The following is a 20,909-nucleotide window of genomic DNA, read 5'->3' as shown; positions in this document are numbered from 1 at the left end:
GCGCCGGATTGCGGCGCGGGGGCTTCGGTTTCAGACGTTGACCAGGTGGGCGACGTCGGCCGCGCTGTCGGTGCGGGTGCTGCCCTGACGCTCCACCCGGCCGTTCAGCAGCACGCAATAATCGTCGGCGAAGGACCAGGCGAAGTCGAGATATTGCTCGACGATCACGATGGTCACGCCGAGCTCGCGGCGCACGCGGCGCAGCGCCGCCTCGATCTGCTGCACGACATTGGGCTGGATGCCCTCGGTCGGTTCGTCGAGGAGGAGGAGCTTCGGCTGGCCGCAGAGCGCGCGGCCGATGGCGAGCTGCTGCTGCTCGCCGCCCGAGAGCACGCCGCCCTTGCGGGCGCGGATCTGCGCGAGTTTCGGGAACAGGTCGAAGATGTGATCGGGGATGCCCTGCCCCATCAGCCCGCGTCCGCGCCCTTCGAGCGCCGAGAGGCCGGAGAGCAGGTTCTCCTCGACCGTCAGATGCGGGAAGATGTGGCGGCCCTGCGGCACGAAGCCGATGCCCGCGCGCGAGCGGCCATGCGCCGGGGTGCGTGTCACGTCCTCGCCGTCGAAGGTGATCGCCCCGCCCGAGCAGCGGTGCACCCCCATGATGGTGTTCAGAAGCGTGGTCTTGCCCACGCCGTTGCGCCCGATCAGCGCCGTCGCCCCGCCGCGCGCGATGGCGAGGTCGATGTCCCACAGCACCTGCGACTGGCCATAGGCGGCCGAGACCTTGTCGAGTTTCAGAAGCGTGTCCATCTCAGGCCTCCTCGCGTTCCGAGCGGCCGAGATAGACCGCCGCCACATCCGGGTCGTTGCGGATCTGCTCGACCGTGCCCTGCTTCAGGAACTTGCCCTGATGCATCACCGTGACCTTGCCGCCGAGTTCCTCGACGAATTTCATGTCGTGGTCGATCACCAGAACCGCGTGCTTGCCGAGCAGCGACTTGATGAGTTTCGCGGTGCGGCTGGTCTCGTTCGGGCCCATGCCGGCGGTGGGTTCGTCGAGCAGCAGCAGCTCCGCCCCGGTGGCGACGACCATGCCGATTTCGAGCCACTGTTTCTCGCCATGCGCCAGAAGCCCGGCGAGCGTCGTCGCCCGGTCCTCAAGGCCGATGGCGGCGAGGATCTCGTCGACGCGGACGCGCTCGGTGGCATCGACGGCATGGCCGAAGCCGGTCCACCAGCGCCGGTCGCGCCGCGCGGCGAGCGCGAGGTTGTCGCGCACGGTGAGCGAGGGCAGCACCCCCGGCGTCTGGAACTTGCGGCAGATGCCGCGGCGCACGATCTCGAACTCGGGGAGCGCGGTAATGTCCTCGCCGTTCAGCCAGACATGGCCCGAGGCGGCGCGCACCCGGCCGATGATCGTGTCGCACAGCGTCGACTTGCCCGCGCCGTTCGGCCCGATCAGCACCCGCAGCTGACCGCGTTCCAGCGTCATCGAGAAATTGTCGATCGCCTTGAAGCCGTCGAAATCGACGGTGATGCCATCGACCTTCAGGATGAAGGGATCGGCGGGGGTGGCGTTCGCGAGGGCGGCGTTCATTTCTGCACCTCCTGGGGCTTCGTGGCGACGAGGGCGCGGCGCCCGGCCAGATCGCGGACGAGGCCGGCGATCCCCCTGGGCAGCAGCGTCACGACAAGGATGAACACGGCACCGAGGACGTAGAGCCAGGCCTCGGGCAGGGCCGAGGAAATCTCGTCCTTGGCGAAGTTCACGATCAGCGCGCCGGCGACGGCGCCCCACAGGCTGTAGCGCCCGCCGACCGCGACCCAGACGATCATCTCGATCGAGGGGACGACACCGACGAGGGCGGGCGAGATCACCCCGGCGTGCAGGGTGAAGAGCGCACCGCCAAGACCGGCAAGCGCCGCGGCGATGGCGAAGGCGACGACCTTGTAAGGCGTGGTATTGTAGCCCAGGAACCGCACCCGGTTCTCGCCGTCGCGGGTGGCGCGCAGCAAGATGCCGTAGCGCGACCCGATCAGCCAGCGCGCACCGAGGAAAGCCAGCACCACGAAGCCGAGCGTGACGAAATAGAGCGCAATGGGGGCGCCGGGCGATGCCAGATCCTGCCCGAACAGCGTCTTGAAATCGGTCAGCCCGTTGAACCCGCCGGTGACGTCCTGCTTGCTGACCAGAAGCGTCGCGAAGCACAGCGCCAGCGCCTGGGTGATCAGCGAGAAATACGTCCCCACGATGCGGCGGCGGAACACCAGCCAGGAGAACAGCGCCCCCACGATCGCCGGCAGCGCCACCACCGCAACCAGCGCGAAGACCGGATTGGCGAAGGGCACCCACCACCAGGGCAGCGCGTCGAGGCCAGACCACATCATGAAATCGGGCAGCTCGCCCTCGGGCAGTGACACCAGCTTCATGTGCATCGCGATGGCATAGCCGCCGAGGCCGAAGAACACCCCCTGACCGAGCGACAGGATCCCCGCCTCGCCCCACAGCAGCACCAGCCCGATGGCGAGGATCGCCATGGCGAGGAACCGGCCGAGCAGGCTGAGTTCATAAGACGAGATCAGCCAGGGCGCGGCGACGGCCAGCACCAGCGCGACGATCCACAGTTGCGACAGATATTTCGGCATGGCTCAGTCCTCCAGCGCGCGCGAGCGCACGGCGATGACGCCCTGCGGACGGAATTGCAGGAACACGATGACGAAGAGCAGCACCAGCACCTGCGAGGTGCTGACGTCGAGGAAGATCTGGCTGAGCGCCGAGACCATCCCGAGGATCAGCGCCGCGACGGTCGTGCCGACCATCGAGCCGAGCCCGCCGAGCACCACCACGAGGAACGCCGGCACGATGTAGCTTTGCCCGACCGAGGGCGTGACCGGACCGAGCAGCGCCAGCACCACGCCCGCAAGCCCCGCGATCCCGGTGCCGAGCGAGAACACCACCAGATCGACCCGGCGCACGTCGATGCCCGAGGCCGCCGCCATCATCCGGTCCTGGTTGACCGCGCGCACCAGCAGGCCGATGCGGCTTTTGGTGATGAACAGACCGAGCGCGAGAAGCACCGCCACCGCCACCACCATGATGAAGATCCGCGTCGCCGGCAGCGTCAGCCCGGCGAGCGGCCCCGTGGCGATGCTGATCGTGTGGTTCAGCCAGCCGGGCGCCGTCACGCTGACCCCGATGGCCCCGAAGATCGAGCGCGCCGCCTGTTGCAGGATCAGGCTGACCCCCCAGGTCGCGAGCAGCGTATCGAGCGGGCGCGACGCCAGCCGGTGGATCACCGTCACCTCGAGCACCGCGCCAAGCGCCGCGGCACCCAGAAACGCGACCGGCAGCGCGATCAGGATGGCCAGCGGGCCGGGAACCAGCAGGAAGGTCAGATAGGCCAGGTAACCGCCCAGCATCAGCATCTCGCCATGCGCCATGTTGATGACCCGCATCAGCCCGAAGCTGAGCGCGAGTCCGAGCGTGGCGAGGATGAACAGCGAGGCGACGCTGAAGCCGTTGAACACCTGACCGACGAGAAGGGGAAGGTCCATCATGGTCACTCTCTCCGGGTGTCGGGGTGAAAATCGGATGTTTCAAAGGAAAGGCCGGGGCGCACGGCCATGACGGCGCGCGCCCCGGCCCCGGATCTCGGCGGCTCAGTGCAGCTTGCAGCTCTTGCCCGGGAAGGCGACCGGATCGTAGGGATCGGGCTGGATCGCGCCTTCCGACTGCCAGACGATCTCGAACTGACCGTCGGCCTTCAGCTTGCCGACGAGGGCGGGCTGCACCAGCGACTGGTTCGCGGCGAACTCGACGTCGCCCATCGGCGAGGGGAACTTCAGGCCGACCGCGGCGGCGCGCACCTTGTCGGGATCGAAGCTGCCGGCCTTCTCGACCGCGGCCTTCCAGGCGTAGACGTCGAGGTAGCCATGCACCATCGGGTCGGTGATCGCGGCATCGGCGCCGAACTTCGCCTGATAATCCTTCACGAACTTGGCGTTGGCCTCGCCCGGCAGGCTCTGGAAGTAGTTCCAGCCGGCGAAGCTGTCCTTGACCAGCTCGGTGCCCATGGCCTTGGCTTCCTGCTCGCCGATCGAGAAGGACATCACCGGCAGTTTCTCCGAGGTCAGGCCGGCGGCGGCGAGCTGCTTGAAGAACGACACGTTCGAGTCGCCGTTGAGCGTGCTCATGATGATCTCGGGCTTCGCGGCCTGGATCTTGGCGATGACCGCCGAGAAGTCGGTGCCGCCGAGCGGCACGTATTCCTCGCCCGCCATGGTCAGGCCGTCCTTGGCGATATGCTTCTTCAGGATCAGGTTCGCGGTGCGCGGGAACACGTAATCCGAGCCGACCAGGAACATCTTCTTGTAGCCCTTGGCCTTCGCCCAGTCATAGGAGGGCACGATCTGCTGGTTCGGCTGGGCGCCCGAATACATGATGTTGGGCGAGCATTCGTTGCCCTCGAACTGCACCGGATACCACAGCAGGTTCTTGGTGCGCTCGAACACCGGCAGCATCGCCTTGCGCGAGGCCGAGGTCCAGCCGCCGAACACCGTGGCGACCTTGTCGTCGGTGATCAGCTTCGTCGCCTTCTGCGCGAAGATCGCCGGATCGGAGGCGCCATCCTCGACCACCGGGACGATCTTGTTGCCCATGACGCCGCCGGCGGCGTTGATCTCGTCGATCGCCATCAGCTCGGCGTTCTTCACGGTGACTTCCGAGATCGCCATGGTGCCCGAGAGCGACTGCAGCACGCCGACCTTGGTGTCCTCGGCCTGAGCGGCGCAGGTCAGCATCGTCGAGGCGGCAAGCGCGCCGAACAGCGTGTGGAATGCCATCTTCATCGTGGAAGTCCCTTTCCCTGTGTGGTTGCGGCCGGCGTTCAGGCGCGGCCGGTTGTGGCCGGACGGGTTCGCGGGGGGTGTCGCGCCCTGTCCTGTAGCTGCACCCTAGGCCGGGGGGCGGTCGGGCCATATACGCCTTTCGGCGTAGGTTTGCCGCCGCGGCAGCGCCGGAAAAGGCTGCACGAACCGCGCGAGCGTGCTATTTTGCGGATATGAAACACCCCCTGCCCGATATGGACGAGAGCGCGCCGCGCTCGATCTACGACCGCGACGAGACGGCGGACGAAGATCCCTGGTTCCTGCCCCCCACCGACGAGGACGAGCCTCCCCTGCCGATCCCGCGCCGCGCGGTGCGCAGTCTGGCGGACCCCGCCGAATGGCTGGCGGCCGAGGCGCGGCTTGCGGCGGACCTTGCCCGCGCGGCGGCCGATCTGGCGCGCCTCGATGCGGTCGTCGAGGGATCGGGCGAAGGCATGGTGACGCGGCTCGCGCTGATCGAGGCCGAGGCGATGATCCTCGCCGAAGGCGGCCGGGTGCGTCGCGAACAGATCGGGCGCGACATGATGGGGCGCGGCGGGGTGCCGGGGCTGGCGGCGGACCTCGGCCGCGCAAGATGGGCGCTGCGCCGGCTGAGCGCACGGCCGGGCGCGCCCGAGGGATTGCGCGGGTTTCTCGGCCTGCATGAGACCGAGGCCCCCGCCGCCCTGCCCGAAAGCGCCCGCACCCGCCCGGCGGGGCCCGAATTCGACGCCGCCGAGGCCGAGTTCCGCGCCGGCATGGACGAGATGGCGGGTGCCCATCCGCTGACCCGCGCGGCCTATGCGTTCCGGTTGTGGCAGCTCGCGGGGCTCTCGGCGCCGGGTTCGGTCGCCGAACCCGCGGTGGCGGCGGCGCGCATCGCGGCGCAGGAAAACCGCCTCCTCGGCTTCGCGCCGATGGCGGCGGCGCGTGCGGTCTGGACCTCGGGGGGCGAGGCGGACGAGCGGCTGTCGCGCTGGCTCGGCGCAACGGGAAATGGCGCGATGTCGGCGCTGATGTCGGTGCGCCGGGTCGATGACTGGGCAAAGGCCACATCGGCGGTGGTTTCAGGATGGAAGGGCGGCACGCCGCTGCGCATGGTCGAGGCCCTGCGCGCGCGTCCGCTTCTCGATACCGAGGATGCGGCCGTTCTGGCCGGGATCAGCCGCGACAGCGCCGAAAGGCTTCTGGCACGGATGCAGAGCCATGGCATGATCCGCGAACTGACCGGACAGGGCCGGTTCCGGCTGTGGAGCGCCGCCGCCTGAGCTTTTCAGGCGCCGTTCTGTCCCCGTCGCGCTAATCCTCCCCATCGCCCCGGCGACGCCCCTTCCAGCCGGGCCCTCATCCGCCAAACGCCGCTATCTGCCCTGTCGCACCGGCCGGCAAAGAAGATCCGTCGTCGCGGCTCCAGCAGTCCCTGCCCTGCCAGCCTCTGACTGCCGGCCCTCTCCCATGAACTCAGGCGACCAGAGGCTTGCAATTTTGCACATGGCGTTCGACCAGTTTCCGCGCCCGCCCGCCGGCGACAAGACGCCGCGCCGGCAATGGCAGCACCCCGGGTGTGCGCAGCTCGGGGAACAGGGTCAGCACTTCCTCCAGCGCCGGCGCAGAGAGCGCCTTGCGCGCCTCAGCCCCGAGATAGAGAGATTCGCTCTCCAACCCCTCCGACAGCAGAATATGATGACGGTCGAGCAGCAGATGGACATAGTGCACCTCGGCCATGTCCTGTGCCACCTCGACACCGCTGACCCGCAACAGCCGGATCGCCGGCACCAGAACCTCGGATACCCCGAACATCCGCCCTGCGATTTTCGAGCGCAGCAGCACCCTGTGCTGAGGCGAGACGACCAGATCGCGTGCCGGCAACCCAGGACCGAGCGCCCCCGCCCGGATCCGGATCGGACGCAGCCCCGGTTGCTGCGCCAGTGCCGCAGCGTCGAGGAAACGGCCCCCCACCCAAAGCACCGGCTGCAACCCGCCATCGCGGGTCAGCACACGCATTCCGGGGCGGATTTCGCCGGCGGGGCACGGTCCGTCCTCCGTCTCGAGCCGGCAGTCGGCAGCGAAACAGGGCACCGGCGTGCGCGACGCCGAACCCGTCGCCGCAGTCAGCGAACTGGTCAGCGGCGCGGCATCGGGGTTGTTGATATAGGTGGACTGGCCAAGGTGGTAATACAATACCGTCCCCGCCGGCGGTGCTGCACCGATGAAAGCCACCCCCGCGACGGTTGGCGACCAGCCCTGCACGACAGACACCCCGGCCATGGTGTAAACCGTCCCCGACGCGTCATAAAGCGTGACGGTATATTGCAACTTGACGTAGATCGCGGCCGGGCTGTGCCACAGCACGGTGTCGCCGTTCGCGGTATAGGTGGTGCCGTCGATCGTCGTCGTGGCGGCGAGCTTCTGGTCCTGCACGGTGTCGTTCGCGACCGGATTCGAACTGAACAGCCCGTCGCCGTCATCGAAGCTGACCGAGGCGTTCGCGGTTCCGAAACTCAGCGCCGCCGACGGGTTCGGATCGCCGCTGAGTTCCCACGAGAACGCATCTCCATAGGCCGAAGAGACCGGATCGTTTGCCATCATCGAGGCCCCGGTGCTGACCCGGGTCACCGCCACGCTCTGCGTGGAGTAAAGCTGAAGCGTATAGGACATGGCTGGTTACACTCGTCTCGGACGCGGATCCTCGGGCGGTCAGGCGGTCAGGCGGTCAGGCGGTCAGGCGGTCAGGCGGTGCGCGATAGCAGGGCACACGGCCGATTGTAAAATCACATGTCTGAAGATTTCCTCAACGCAGGCAGGAAACAATCGCATCGCGGACCGGCGGAAACGCTGCGGGAACCGGCACCGGCGCGGCCCCGCTGCCGGCCGGGGCCCTGCACGGCCAATGCCGGCAGCAGCACTACCTTTTCAAGACGTTAGCGACACATTCCGAAGGCCGGCTCCGTCCGTGTGGCCAAGCCCCGACGGACGCGTTATCCGGCATCGGAAATGCAATATATACAGGCCTCTGCATCGTATTGACGTGGCCCCGGGGGTGTAGAATACTCCCGAACGGAAATTGACTTTCGCGTCACGAGAATCGCGCGGTTCCGCCGGGCAACCGGAAAACGCGGGGCCACACCGGCCGGTGCCGTGCTTGTCCGTCTTTAACCAGTGTGCCGCGTGCCGGAACCTTGCGGGGATCGCCCGTTCTCTGGCGGCCTTGCTGAACCGAGGGAGCGATTGCCATGACCGACGGACCCATCCTTTCCGGGCCCACCCCCGTGCAGCACGACGACGGCTTCGGCCCGCTGCGCGAGCTGGAGCGGTCGCTGACCACCGTTCGCGCCGGACTCGCCGACATCGCGCTGATCGCCTCGCCGATCGCCGCCACGCAGGCGCGCGACGTCATCGGGGCGATCGACGCCTTCCGCGTCACGGTCACCCTGTTCGGCTCCGAGAGCGTGGGCAAGCCCGGGGTGCTGGCCGCCATCGCAGGGCAGTCTCTGCCCGAAGGCGGCACGGTTCGGGCGCTGCGCCCGGTTTCCGACAACGGCGAGCCGGCAGTTCCGGCGCTGTTGAGTCTTCGGCAGACCCCCGACATCGACGCCGTTCTGACCCAGCCGCAGCTGTGTCTGGTCGTGCTCGGCTCGGGCGCGGTGCCGTCGGTTCCGGAGGCGGCCCTGATCCGCAAGGTCTATGCCCGTCATCCGGCCGAGACGATCTGCTTCGTCAACAGCCCGGCCGGCAGCACTGCGGAAACCGCCGCGCTCGTCGGCTGGCTCGCGGTCGAGGGGCTGGACGACGTGCCCGTCTTCGCCGGGCAGGCCGCGACGGGCGACGGCATCGTCGCGCTGCGTGCCGCGATCTCGGCCCATTTCGCCGCCGCGGAAGGCCGGATGCTGCGGGAAACCGTTCTCGCGCGGACCAGGCGCATCATGACGCTGATGGAGGGCCAGCAGGCTGCCGCCCCCTCGGCGCAGCCGCCGCTGCGACTGTTGCCCGACGACCTCGGAGCGCGGATCGCCGCGATCCGCTCCGAGGCGGGCGAGGCCTGCGACAAGGCGCTGGAGCGGCTGAAGCTGGAACTCGATCTGCGCATGGACCGCCGTCAGGGCGGATTCCAGAACCTGTGCACCCGGCGCCTGACCTCGTGGGTCGAGACCCGCGGCGCCGATGCCGACTGGGCGTGCAGCACGACGGAACTGCGCCTGCATCTGCGCGCCACCTACCTGTGGTATTCGACCGAGGTGATCCGGGCGTTGCGCCAGATTGCGGCCGAAACCGCTGCCCGCACCACGGAAATCTATGCCGCCCGCTTCGGCGTCGACGATGCGACATTGCCGGTGCCGGATTTCGCGCCTCCGCGCATCGCACTGCCCTGCGGCCTCGACGAACCGCTGATCAACATCGCCCCTGCGCCGGCGCGCCGCTCGATCATCCCGTTCCGACGCGCCGACACCGGCGCCGGAACGCTCGATCACCGCCTGAACGAGATGACCGCCGCGCTCGGCCGGCTCATCGCGGGGATCCGCGGCTCGGTCGAACCCACCTTTGAGACCGAAAGCCGCGAGGCGCTGATGAAATTCACCGGCGAGTGCTGCCGTCTGCTGACCGAGCAGTCGATGCGCCCGACGGTTGTCGGCCTCCGGGCCTGATTGGATGGACGACCTGTGATGACCTTTTCCATTGATCCGATTGCCGAGTCCCCGCGTCGCCGCATCGACACCTTCGCCGGCGATCTCGCCCCGGCCACCGCCGGCGACGAGGCCGAAGCCAAACCGCTGATCGGGCGCGCGCTGGAACGGCTGCGGGCCGCCTCGGCGACGGTCTCGGTCGTCGGTCAGGTCAAATCGGGCAAAAGCTCGCTGATCAACGCACTGACCGGGCTCGGAAATTTCCTGCCGACCGAGGTCAACCCCTGGACCGCGGTGATCACCAACCTGTATTTCGGCCACCCCAACAAGCCGGCCTCGGGCGGCGAATTCCAGCTGTTCAGCGAGTCCGAATGGCTGCGGATGATCGAAGGCGACGCCGAAACCCGCCGCCTGACCGAGGAGCTTCTGCCCGGCTTCCGCCGCGATATCCTCGAACGCCAGGTGCTGGAGATGCAGCAGAACGCCGAGCGCCGCCTCGGCGCGCTTTACCGGCTGCTTCTGGGCAAGACCCATCGGTTCAACGAGATCACCCCCGAGGTGCTGGAGCGTTACGTCAGCGCCGGCTATGACGCCGAGACCAACCCCGGATCGACCGCCGGCCGGTTCTCGGGCATCACCAAGAGCGCCTCGATCTTCCTGCCGCCGGGACCGTTCCGGGTGCCGGTGACAGTTTCCGACACCCCCGGCATCAACGATCCCTTCCTGGTGCGCGACGAGATCACCACCTCGAGCTTCAAGCACGCCGACATCTTCGTCGTGACGCTTTCGGCGCATCAGGCGCTCGGTCCGGCGGATGTGGCGCTGCTGAAGATGCTGTCGGTGCATCGCGGCAAGCGCACGGTGATTTTCGTCAACCGCATCGACGAGCTGCCCGATCCGGTGAAGGATGTGCCCGAGCTTCTCGGCGCACTCGATGCCCGGCTGAAGGATGAACTCGGCCAGACCGGCTATGTGCTGCTTGCGGGCAGCGCGGGCTGGGGGCGGATGGCGCTTCTGGGGACGGATGCCGAGGTCGAGGCAGCCGTGGCTGCGCCCGCGGTCGCGCATCTGGCGCCCGAAGGCGGCACCGCACGCGAACGGATCTATCGCGCCTCGGGTCTGCCGCAGCTGGCGGCCTGCCTGTCGCAGCTGATCGAGGCCGGACCGATCCGCGCCGCCCTGTCCGAAGCCGCGACGGAATGCGATTCCGCGCTGGATCTGATGGACAAGCTGCTCAGCGCGCGGCTTGGCAAGGAACGCAGCCATCTGGTGGACACCTCGGACATCCCGAACCTGATCGCCGTCGAGAAAGAGCGCATCGACACCCGCCTGACGGCACTGTCGGACGTGGGCCGGGGCCTCGACGCGGTGTCGGGGCATGGCCGCAACGCCATTCTGGCGAATGGCGATGTGGCGATCGTGTCGGTGTCGAATGTCGTGCAATCGACGCTGAACGCCTTCGTGCAGGAGCAGGTCCGCGCCCTCGGCACCGCGATGCAGGCCGAAGGTGCCCCCGAACGCTGGTCAATCGACATCGAGGCACTGTGCCGCCGGGTCGAGGCACAGGTGATGTCCGGCTATCGCAATGCCCGCATCGAGATCGACCGCATCCTGATGCGCCATGCTGAGGCGCTGAACGACCGCATCCGCCCGATTGCCGGCGAGATGGATGTTTCGAAGATCCTCGACAGCCTGCCCTCGGACGAGATCCTGCCCGGCTTCAAGCCGCATTCCGCGCTGGTCGAGATGGACTTCACCGCACAGCGTGGCTGGAAGTTCTGGCGTGCCCGGACGATGAGTGCCGAGGAGGCGATGGAGCGGCTGAGCCAGATCATTCACGCCGAGATGCGCCCCGCAGTCGAAGCCCTGAACCGCACCGTTCAGGAGGCGCTGGCCGCACGCAACAAGGCGGCGATGGACCGGCTGGCGGATCTTGCCCGGGCGGCGCATGTGCTGATCGAATCCGAAGCCGGTGCGCTGAAATCCGACGCACTGGCCCTGACGCAAAGCGGCACGCGCGAACGCATCGCTCAGATCCAGGCCGAGCGCACCCGCCGCGCCGAGGCCATCTCGGCCCGTGTCGCGGTGATCGGCGCCGCACGCGAGGCTCTGGAGCGCGACTTCGGCGATCTGGTGGCAGCCGCCCCCGCCGCTGCCGGGGCCGTGCCGGGCAAGGTCTGATCCGTCATGCCTGTGACTGACCTGCGCACCCCTCCGGCCGTGGATCCGGCCCCGTTCCGCGTCGCGATCGCCGGAGAGTTCAACTCCGGCAAATCGTCGCTGGTCAACCTGCTGCTGCGCCAGCCGGTGATGCCGGTGGGGGTCACCTGGTCGCGCCAGCCGCCGATCTCGCTGGCGATGGGCAACGGCATCACACTGGTCGAAATCCCGATCGACGAGAACGGCCACCTCGACCCGGCCGCCCGGGCCGAGCTGGAAAGCGCCGATATGCTGATCTGGTGCACCATGGCGCAACGTGCTTGGTGCCTGAGCGAATCCGACCTCATCGAGACCCTGCCGCCCCGGCTGTTTCACAACGCAGTGATCGCGGTGATGCGCAGCGATCTGCTCAGTGCCGACGCGCGCGAGAAGGTGCGCGCCCGCGTCGCCGTGCTGACCCGCGACCGGTTCGCCGCGCTCGTCATGATCGAGGCGGGCAGCGCCATTCAGGCCGGGCTGTCCGAGGATGCAACCTGGCAAGGCAGCGGTGCCAGCCGGATCGTGGCGGCAATCGAAGCCGCCCGGGAGACGCCGCGTCCGGTCCTGGTGCTGACGCCGGCGGACAGTCTGCCGCCCGATACGCCCGCTCCGGAGCTGCGTCCCGCCCCCCGCTGGAGCGACACCTTCGACATCCTCGAAGCCATCGCGCTCGACCCGGAGGCAGGGGAAGGCCGGCTCTGGAGCGAGATGACGCGCCGTCTCGACGCTCTGCGCTCGACAGCCCCAGACAGCCCCGAGGCCCCGCTTTTCCAGCGTGCGCGCGCAGCCCTGGACCGGTTCGCCTATGCGCCCGACCGCGACACCTGGGCCTGGGATCTGGCCGTTCAGATGAATGACCGGATCCTGGATCCCTCCCTGACTGCAAACCACCAACAAACTGATTTGCAATAAAATAAATATGCAAACCTGATGAAAGAAGGACAGCCATGTCAACCCTCGACAACGCCATCGCCGTTGCAATGAAATCCATCCCCGAGTGCGTCGCCGGCGCCTATATCGACATGACGTCGGGGATGCTTCTGTCGTGCAAGACGCTCGACACCCATCCGCAGGAAGTGCTCGACATGGTTGCCGCCGTCACCGCCGACATGTTCGAGGGACCCTCGATCCGGCACATCGAGGCGGCCTTCGCCAAGTCCCGTGGCGAGTCGAACGAACGGCCGCGCTATTTCCAGGAGATCCTCGTGTTCAGCACCAACCTGCTGCACGTTTTCATCCGCACCAAGAAATATCCCGAGCATGTCGCGGTTTTCGTGACCACCCGCGACGCCAACGTCGGCATGGTTCTGGCCAAGTCGCGCATGGCGATGGACGGCGTGGTCGCGGCACTCTGACCGGAGGGGAGGATGGCAACGGTGAACACGCTTCAGCACAAGGCACAGCTGCGCCGTGACGAAGGCCCGGGCGGGATCATCGCCGCCGGGCTGCCGCTGCGCCGCAAGCAACTGCTGCTGGCGCGTGCGATCGGCGATACCGTCCTGCCGCAACGGATCTGGCTCGGTTGTGGCGAGAACCGTCTGGGCATCGACGCGGGCTGGCGTCGGATCTACGGCATTACGCTGCAGATCCCCGGCAATGCCGAGGTGAACCTGCATCTCGACCAGATCGACGCCGCCGGGCGCGAGGCCGTGGCCGCCCGGCTGAACGGCTGTATCCGGCAGTTTCTCGCCCGCGATCACGACCTGACCCAGCGGTTCGAGCTGCTCGACGGAAATTTCGGGCAAGACGAGGGGCTCCCCGCCACCATCGTGCTGGAGCCCGACCAGCCAACCCCGGTCGCCGACCCGGCGCCCGCCATCTCCGCGATCCCGGTTTCCGAAACTGCGGTCACACTTACCTCTGTCACCGAAGCCCCGGTCGGGACCGCGCCAGCCACGGAAGCCCCCCAAACCGAGATCCACACCCGTTCGGATCCGATGGCCCCGACCTCGATGGCCGGGGTGATTTCGGGTCTTCAGACGCAGCTCGGTCACGATTTGCTGATGGTCTGGCTGCCTGCAAGCGAGGATCCCGGCCCGGCAGAGGCGCTCAGCGCCACCGAGGAAGGGATCGCGCTGCGCGAATTCCGCCCGCAGGAACTGGGCCTGCTGATCCGGGAATGGGCAAAGGGCTGAGCCCTCCCCGGGCCGCGATCACTCTGCCTGCATGACAAGATGGCCGCCGCCGAGGTCCGCCCAGTGGCGCGCCGGCGGCTCGTAGCCTAGGGCGCGAACCGGGCTTTTCAGCTCGCTCGCCCCGGCATCGCGCCGCATCCGCCGCCGGGCCGGATCGGGGACGGGAACGGCCGCGATCAGGCGCTTCGTGTAAGGATGCTGCGGGTTCGCGAACAGAGCCTCGCGGGTGCCGATCTCGACGATCTCGCCCAGATACATCACCGCGATACGGTGGCTGATCCGCTCGACCACGGCCATATCGTGGCTGATGAACAGGAATGCGATGCCCAGCCGTTCCTGCAGGTCGATCAACAGGTTGCACACCTGTGCCTTGATCGAGACATCGAGCGCCGAGACCGCCTCGTCGGCCACGATCACCTTCGGCTCCAGCCCCAGCACGCGGGCGATGGCGACGCGCTGGCGCTGCCCGCCGGAAAACTCGTGCGGATAGCGGTCGATCGCGGCAGCCGGCAGCCCGACCTGTTCCAGAAGCTCCGCCACCCGCTGACGCCCGGCGCGGCCACGGCCGATCATGCCATGTTTCACCATCGGCTCGGCCACCGCCTGCCCCACCGTCATCCGCGGGTTGAGCGAGGAGAACGGATCCTGAAAGATCATCTGCACATCGCGCCGCATCCCGCGCAGCTGCGCCCCGCCGAGGCTCAGCAGATCGCGGCCCTCAAGCGTGACGGAGCCCGAGCGCGGCTCGATCAGCCGCATCAACGAACGGCCCGTGGTGGACTTGCCGCAGCCCGATTCCCCGACGATGGCCAGCGTCTCGCCGGCCCAGAGATCGAAGCTGACACCCTCGACCGCGTGAACGGCGCCGACCGGGCGGTTGAGAATGCCCGCGCGCACGTCGAACCGGGTGACGAGGTTGCGCACGCTCAGGATCGGCGCGGCGGTGTAATCGACGGACCGGGCGAGCGGGGGTTCGGCCGTAACGGCGCCGGTCTCCATGTCGACTTTCGGGAAGCGCAGCGGCGCCACCTGCCCCGCCATCGCGCCGAGCCGCGGCACCGAGGCCAGAAGCGCGCGCGAATAGGGCTCTGCCGCATCGGCGAAGATCTTCCCGGTGGGGCCGGTCTCGATCAGATCGCCGCGATACATCACCACGGTGCGATCGGCGATCTCGGCGACCACGCCCATGTCATGGGTGATGAACAGGACGGCGGTGCCCTCCTCGGCCTGCAATTCCTTGATCAGATCGAGGATCTGGCCCTGAATCGTGACATCGAGTGCCGTCGTCGGTTCGTCCGCGATCAGCAGTTTCGGGCGCGAGGCCAGCGCCATCGCGATCATCACCCGCTGCCGCATCCCGCCAGAGAACTCATGCGCATACTGATCGAAGCGGCCGGCGGCGTTGGGGATACGCACGCGCTCCATCATGCGGATGGTCTCGGCGCGGGCGTCATGGCGGCTCAGCCCCTTGTGGCGCATCAGCACCTCGGCGATCTGGCGCCCGACGGTATAGGCCGGGTTGAGCGACGTCATCGGCTCCTGGAAGATCATCGACATGTCGTTGCCGCGGACGTTCTCCATCTCGGCCTCGCTCAGCCGCAGCAGATCGCGCCCGTTCAGCAGCACCTCGCCCGAGACCCGCGACAGATGCGGATCGAGAAGCCGCATCGCCGAAAGCGAGGTCACCGACTTGCCCGAGCCGCTTTCACCCACCACCGCCACCGTCTCGCCGGCGTGAATATCGAACGAGATATCGCGGATCACCTCGCGCCAGCCGTCATCGGTGCGAAACGCCGTGGTCAGCCCGCGGATCGACAGCACGGGCGTATCGGCCATCGGCCGGGCATCGGAGGCAAGGCTGTCGGGGGCAAGGCTTGGGTGCATCGGAGGTCTTCCTGTCTGTGCTGTCCGACCGGGCGGACCCCCGCCCGGCGGTTGGTTGTGCTACCGGCCGGCGGCATAGGCCTGCATCAGACGCGGCGTCGCCGCGGCGTGAAGCAGCCCGTCCGCATCACGCCGTGCCGCGGTCAGACGGCCGATGTCCCACGGCCCCGCCACCTTCACCTCGTGACCGCGAGCGCGCAGATCGGCGATCACCTCCGCGCCGATCCGGTCCTCGATCATCATCTGGCCGGGCGCCATGGTGCGCGGGAAGAACGAGCCGGGAAAATGCGTCGAATGGAACAGCGGCAGGTCGATCGCCTGTTGCAGGTTCAGCGCGTGATGGACGTAGCGCAGGAAGAACGACAGCTGCCACTGGTCCTGCTGGTCGCCGCCCGGTGTGCCGAAGGCGAGCGTCGGGCGCCCGTTCAGCAGCGCGAGCGAGGGCGTCAGCGTGGTCCGCGGCCGCTTGCCCGGCGCCAGCGAGGCCGGCAGCCCCTCTTCGAGCCAGAACATCTGCGCCCGCGAGTTGAGGCAGAAACCGAGCGTCGGCAGCACCGGCGAGCTTTGCAGCCACCCGCCCGAGGGCGTCGCCGAGACCATGTTGCCCCAGCGGTCGACAATATCCATGTGCACGGTGTCGCCGCGCTTCTCGGTCGGCTTGTCATTGGAATTCGCCAGATGCGCCATCGTCGGCTCGTAGACCGCACCGCCCTTGCGCGCGGCGAGCATGGCCATCGTGCGCTCGATCTGCGCCTCGAAGCCCGGAACATGGCCGGGACGCAGTTCAAGCGAGGCGGCCGGGCCGATCAGCTTCGCCCGTTCGGCGCCATAGGCATCCGACAGCAGGGTGTCGAGCGGCACCTCGCTGAACCCGGAATCGCCGTAATAGACTTCACGGTCGGCGAAGGCGAGCTTCATCGCCTCGATCACGGTATGGACGAAATCCGCGCCGTCGGGGGCCATCGACGCGATGTCGGTGTGCTTCAGGATCGCCAGCGTCTGCAGCAGCACCGGGCCCTGACCCCAGGGGCCGGTCTTGCACACCGTCCAGTCGCCATAGTCGGCGCGCACCGGATCCTCGATGGTGGCATGATAGCCGGCCATGTCATCGCGGTTCAGCACTGCGCGGTGGCGCCGGCCGCTCGCGTCCATCACCTCGGCCGTGTCGAGATAGGCCTGCATCTCCTCGGCCACGAAGCCGCGATAGAAGGCATCGCGGGCAGCGTCGATCTGCGCCTCGCGGCCCTCGACGGCCTCGGCCGCCTCGATCAGCCGGGTCCAGGTGCGGGCAAGGACCGGATTGCGGAACAACGCGCCCGTCTTCGGCGCCGTGCCGCCCGGCAGCCAGGTTTCATAGGAGGTCGGCCATTCGGTCTTGAAGAACGCGCCGAGCGCCTCGATCGAATTCGCCACGCGTTCCAGCACCGGATGCCCGGTCTCGGCGTAGTGGATCGCGGGGCTGAGAACGTCGCGCACCGTCATCGTGCCGTAATCGCGCAGCATCAGCATCCAGCCGTCGAAGGCGCCCGGAATGACCGTCGCGAGCAACCCGTCGCCGGGGATCAGATCGAGCCCCTCGGCGCGGTAATGCGCGATGGTGGCGCCGGCGGGCGCCGGCCCCTGCGCGCACAGCACCTGCACCTTGCCGGTCTTCTCGGAATAGAACACCGCCGGCAGATCGCCGCCCGCACCGTTCAGATGCGGCTCGACCACGTTGAGCGCAAAGCCCGTCGCGACCGCGGCGTCAAAGGCGTTGCCGCCCTTTTCCAGGATCGCCATACCGACCGCCGTCGCGATCCAATGGGTCGAGGTGACCATGCCGAAGGTGCCGGTCAGTTCGGGGCGGGTGGTGAAAGCAGCCATGATCCGTCTTTCTGTCTTATTGCTCGCGCGGGTCGAGCGCATCGCGCAGCCCGTCGCCGAGAAGGTTGAACCCCACCACCGTCAGGAAAATCGCGACGCCGGGGAAAAGCGCATAGGTGGGCGCCTGGGTCAGGAAGTTCTTCGCCGTGTTCAGCATCGCCCCCCAGGACGGGGCCGGCGCCTGCTGACCGAGGCCGAGGAAGGACAGCGAGGCCTCGGCGATGATCGCGGTGGCGATGGTCAGCGTCGCCTGCACGATGATCGGCGGCACGATGTTCGGGAACACGTAGCGCGACATGATTTCAAGGTGATTGAGACCGATGGCACGGGCGCCCTCGACGTAATCCTCGGCCTTGACGGCCATGACCTGGCCGCGGGTCAGCCGGATCATCACCGGCATCGCCGAAAGCCCGATGGCGATCATCGCATTGGTCAGCGACGGCCCGAGGAAAGCGGCAAGCGCGATTGCCATGATGAGAAACGGCAGCGCCAGAAGGGCCTCGGTCACGCGCGAGATCACCATGTCGACCCAGCCGCCGAAATAACCCGCCAGAATGCCGAGCGGCACCCCCGTCACCAGTGCGATGGCGATCGACACCACCCCCGCCAGAAGCGAAGCCCGCGCCCCCCAGATCATCCGCGACAGGATATCGCGGCCAAGCTCGTCCGTGCCGAGCCAGTGGAGCGCCGAGGGCGCCTTGCGGATCGCGGTCCAGCTTGTCGCGTCGGGCGATGGGATCGGCAGCACCGGGGCGAGAAGCGCAAGGATCACGATGGGCAGGATGATCGCCGCACCGGCGATGGCGCTCGGGTTGTGGCGCAGGCTGCGCAGCACGCGCGAGGACGCACGCGGCGGCAGCGCGGCAGAGGTATCGCTCATAGCTTGGCCCTCAGGCGGGGATTGAGAAAGGCGTAAAGCACATCGGCCACCAGGTTCATCGCGATGAAGGCGACGGCCGTGCACATCACCACGCCCTGCACGACGGCATAGTCGCGGGTGAACACCGCATCGACCGTCAGCTTGCCGAAGCCGGGGATGGTGAAAATCTGCTCGGTCAGCACGGCGCCGGCCAGAAGCTCGCCGAACAACAGCGCCATCAGCGTGATGATCGGCAGGATCGCGTTGCGGAACGCGTGGCCGAGGATCACCTCGCGCGGGCGCAGGCCCTTGGCGCGCGCGGTGCGGATGTAGTCGGATTTCAGCACCCCCGACATCGACGACCGGGTATGGCGCAGAAGCGTCGCGCTCAGCCCCGTGCCCAGAACCAGCGCGGGCATCAGCATCGTCTTCATCGACAGCCAGAAGTTTTCGACCGGCGAGACATAGCCCGAAGCCGGCAGCCAGCCGAGATTTACCGACACCAGCAGGATCATCATGATACCCAGCCAGAAGTTCGGGATCGACAGCGCGGAAAGCGCAAGGATATTGACGATGTAATCGCCCTTGCGACGCTTGTGCACCGCCGCGTAGATGCCCCCCGGAATGCCGCACAGCACCGCGACGATCATCGACATCACCGCAAGCTGGATGGTCACCGGCAGCTTTTGCGCGATCAGCTGCGTCACCGGCGTGTTGGTGCGCAGCGACATTCCCAGATCGCCCTGCAGCGCCGCCCAGATCCAACGGCCGTATTGCACGACGATAGGATCGTTCAGATGCAGCTGAGCGCGGATCGCGTCGAGCGTGGCAGGATCGCGTTCCTCACCGGCAAGCGCGAGAACCGGATCGCCCGGCAGCAGTTTCTGCAAGGTGAACACGAAGATCGACACCAGGATCAGCGTCGGAATCGCGATCAGCAGGCGTTTGGCGATGAAAATGTGCATTCCTGGGCTGTCCGGCAAACGGCAAGGCGGCCCGCGCGGTTCGCCCGCACGGGTCAGTGTCTGAGGAAATGTCAGTCGGCTTTGCTGACGCCCTGCAGGCGGATCATCGCATCGGGCAGCGGCTTGAAGCCGTTCAGCTTCGCGGTGAAGCCATAAAGATACTTCTGCGTGCCGAGGTAAACGATCGGGTTGTCCTCCAGCAGATGGCCGACGAAAGCGTCATACTTCGCCTTGCGCACCGCCGGATCGGTCGAGGCGCGGGCTTCGTTCAGCAGCCGGTCGACCTCGGGATTGGAATATTTCGGATCGTTCAGCCCGCCCTTCGTGGTGAAGAACTGATAGACGTTGCCGTCCGGATCGGGGCGGCCCGACCAGTCGGACCGGCTGACCTCGAAATTGCCCGAGGACTGATCGTCGAGCAGCGTGGCGAATTCCGTCGACTGCAACGTGACGTCGAAGCCCGCCTCGGCGGCCATTGCCTGAATCATCTGCATCGCCTGCGTGACGACGGGGTTGTTGGCGTGCTTGATGGTCACCTTCACACGGTCGAAACCGGCCTCTTTGACCAGCGCACGCGCCTTGTCGATGTCGCGCGGCGGAACCGGATGGGTCTTGTCATACCACACCGAGGTCGGCGGCCAGGGCTGGTTGCCGGGCAGCGCGGCGCCGTTGAACACCACCTCGTCAATCGCATCGCGGTCGATCGACAGCGAAAACGCCTGCCGCAACAGCTTGTTCTCACCCATCGGATTCTTCGCACCGGTGCCGTTGGCCAGGTTGAAATAGATCCCCATGTTGCCCAGCCCCGCGACCTCGGCATAGCCGAGCTTCGGGTTCGCCTTCACCGTATCGGCATCGGTCGAGGCGATCCGGTCCACCAGATCGACATCGCCCGATTGCAGGTTTGCCAGACGCACCGTGGTGTCGGGGATCGGCAGATAGGTCACCTTGTCGAAATGAATGTCCTTGGCGTTCCAGTAGCCGTCGAACTTCTCCAGCACGATGCGGTCCTGCGGCACGCGCTCGACGAATTTGAAGGGGCCGGCACAGACCGGATGCGCGCCGAAATTGGCACCCTCCGCCTCCGCCGCCTTCGGCGCGACGATCATGCCGGCGCGGTCGTAGAGCTGCGCCACCAGCGAAGCATCGGGCTGCTTGAGGGTGAAGGTCACCTGATAATCGCCGGTCTTCTCGATCTTCTCGACCGAGGCGAGGTCGGACTTGCGACGGCTCTCCTTCATCGTCATGTTGCGATTGATCGTGTAGACGACCGCATCGGCGTTGAAGTCCTCGCCATCCTGGAACTTCACGCCCTGACGCAGGTTCATCACCAGCTTCAGCCCGTCATCCGAGAATTTCCAGTCCGTCGCGAGCTTCGGCACGAAATTCACATCGGCGTCGATGTCGACCAGCGCGTCGCACATCGCCGCATAGACGATCCGCCCCACGAAAGAGCGCGACTGCGCCGGGTCCAGCACATCCGGATCGTCCTGCAGCGCGATCTTCAGATCGGCCGCCTGAGCCCCCCCCGCCAGCAGGCCCGCCACCAGGGCCGTGGATGCCAACATCTTGAAAT

At 67.3% G+C, this 20,909-nt stretch carries 17 protein-coding genes; 6 read left to right on the top strand and 11 right to left on the bottom strand.

Annotated features, from left to right (window positions below; genetic code table 11):
* Positions 1-30: 30 nt before the first annotated feature.
* From urtE to urtA, 5 genes are all read right to left on the bottom strand, one after another.
* Entirely contained in the window at positions 31-750 is a 720-nt protein-coding gene (gene urtE / locus CG50_RS10310; RefSeq protein WP_036637851.1) for an urea ABC transporter ATP-binding subunit UrtE, read from the bottom strand.
* Between the two features lies 1 nt (position 751).
* Complete coding sequence (urtD, locus tag CG50_RS10305) at positions 752-1,537, bottom strand: urea ABC transporter ATP-binding protein UrtD (RefSeq protein ID WP_051909880.1); 786 nt, start codon at positions 1,535-1,537, stop codon at positions 752-754.
* Positions 1,534-2,586 (bottom strand): urea ABC transporter permease subunit UrtC, encoded by a 1,053-nt coding sequence (gene urtC, locus CG50_RS10300; protein ID WP_051909878.1) that lies wholly within the window; start codon positions 2,584-2,586, stop codon positions 1,534-1,536. Before urtC ends, urtD begins: the two co-directional genes overlap by 4 nt.
* 3 nt (positions 2,587-2,589) lie before the next feature.
* Positions 2,590-3,498: an urea ABC transporter permease subunit UrtB gene (gene urtB / locus CG50_RS10295; RefSeq protein ID WP_211248599.1), complete on the bottom strand. Its 909-nt coding sequence runs from the start codon at positions 3,496-3,498 to the stop codon at positions 2,590-2,592.
* 102 nt (positions 3,499-3,600) lie between these two features.
* Positions 3,601-4,788: an urea ABC transporter substrate-binding protein gene (gene urtA, locus CG50_RS10290; RefSeq protein ID WP_152559489.1), complete on the bottom strand. Its 1,188-nt coding sequence runs from the start codon at positions 4,786-4,788 to the stop codon at positions 3,601-3,603.
* 212 nt (positions 4,789-5,000) lie between these two features.
* Between urtA and CG50_RS10285 the strand changes: the two genes are divergently transcribed.
* On the top strand, positions 5,001-6,074 hold the full coding sequence (locus CG50_RS10285) for a hypothetical protein (protein WP_152559488.1): 1,074 nt from the start codon (positions 5,001-5,003) through the stop codon (positions 6,072-6,074).
* Positions 6,075-6,267: 193 nt separating this feature from the next.
* Here CG50_RS10285 and CG50_RS10280 read toward each other — a convergent pair whose 3' ends face one another.
* Entirely contained in the window at positions 6,268-7,464 is a 1,197-nt protein-coding gene (locus CG50_RS10280; RefSeq protein ID WP_152559487.1) for a Hint domain-containing protein, read from the bottom strand.
* Between the two features lie 575 nt (positions 7,465-8,039).
* On the opposite strand from CG50_RS10280, the gene CG50_RS10275 reads away from it, so the two are divergent.
* The 5 genes from CG50_RS10275 to CG50_RS10255 are packed head-to-tail and all read left to right on the top strand — an operon-like array spanning position 8,040 to position 13,762.
* Positions 8,040-9,449: a hypothetical protein gene (locus CG50_RS10275; protein ID WP_036637849.1), complete on the top strand. Its 1,410-nt coding sequence runs from the start codon at positions 8,040-8,042 to the stop codon at positions 9,447-9,449.
* An 18-nt stretch (positions 9,450-9,467) separates the two neighbouring features.
* Positions 9,468-11,609 (top strand): dynamin family protein, encoded by a 2,142-nt coding sequence (locus tag CG50_RS10270; RefSeq protein WP_036637848.1) that lies wholly within the window; start codon positions 9,468-9,470, stop codon positions 11,607-11,609.
* A gap of 6 nt (positions 11,610-11,615) precedes the next feature.
* Positions 11,616-12,539, top strand: coding sequence for a hypothetical protein (locus CG50_RS10265; protein WP_152559486.1), 924 nt, complete (start codon positions 11,616-11,618; stop codon positions 12,537-12,539).
* Positions 12,540-12,574: 35 nt separating this feature from the next.
* Complete coding sequence (locus tag CG50_RS10260; RefSeq protein WP_036637846.1) at positions 12,575-12,982, top strand: hypothetical protein; 408 nt, start codon at positions 12,575-12,577, stop codon at positions 12,980-12,982.
* Positions 12,983-12,994: 12 nt separating this feature from the next.
* Complete coding sequence (locus CG50_RS10255) at positions 12,995-13,762, top strand: hypothetical protein (RefSeq protein ID WP_036637845.1); 768 nt, start codon at positions 12,995-12,997, stop codon at positions 13,760-13,762.
* Between the two features lie 18 nt (positions 13,763-13,780).
* Here CG50_RS10255 and CG50_RS10250 read toward each other — a convergent pair whose 3' ends face one another.
* From CG50_RS10250 to CG50_RS10230, 5 genes are all read right to left on the bottom strand, one after another.
* Complete coding sequence (locus CG50_RS10250) at positions 13,781-15,646, bottom strand: ABC transporter ATP-binding protein (RefSeq protein ID WP_245615683.1); 1,866 nt, start codon at positions 15,644-15,646, stop codon at positions 13,781-13,783.
* Between the two features lie 60 nt (positions 15,647-15,706).
* Positions 15,707-17,509, bottom strand: coding sequence for a gamma-glutamyltransferase family protein (locus tag CG50_RS10245; protein WP_036637844.1), 1,803 nt, complete (start codon positions 17,507-17,509; stop codon positions 15,707-15,709).
* A 16-nt stretch (positions 17,510-17,525) separates the two neighbouring features.
* Positions 17,526-18,389, bottom strand: coding sequence for an ABC transporter permease (locus CG50_RS10240; RefSeq protein ID WP_036637843.1), 864 nt, complete (start codon positions 18,387-18,389; stop codon positions 17,526-17,528).
* The gene (locus CG50_RS10235; RefSeq protein WP_036637842.1) at positions 18,386-19,333 is read right to left on the bottom strand and encodes an ABC transporter permease; all 948 of its coding nucleotides are present in this window, start codon (positions 19,331-19,333) and stop codon (positions 18,386-18,388) included. Before CG50_RS10235 ends, CG50_RS10240 begins: the two co-directional genes overlap by 4 nt.
* A gap of 71 nt (positions 19,334-19,404) precedes the next feature.
* The gene (locus CG50_RS10230) at positions 19,405-20,901 is read right to left on the bottom strand and encodes an ABC transporter substrate-binding protein (RefSeq protein ID WP_152559485.1); all 1,497 of its coding nucleotides are present in this window, start codon (positions 20,899-20,901) and stop codon (positions 19,405-19,407) included.
* Between the last annotated feature and the right edge of the window lie 8 nt (positions 20,902-20,909).

It is taken from the genome of Paenirhodobacter enshiensis (genome assembly GCF_000740785.1).
GTDB lineage: Bacteria > Pseudomonadota > Alphaproteobacteria > Rhodobacterales > Rhodobacteraceae > Rhodobacter > Rhodobacter enshiensis.
The sequence above is the reverse complement of the archived record's forward strand: the minus strand, read 5'-3'. Positions and strand labels throughout refer to the sequence as shown.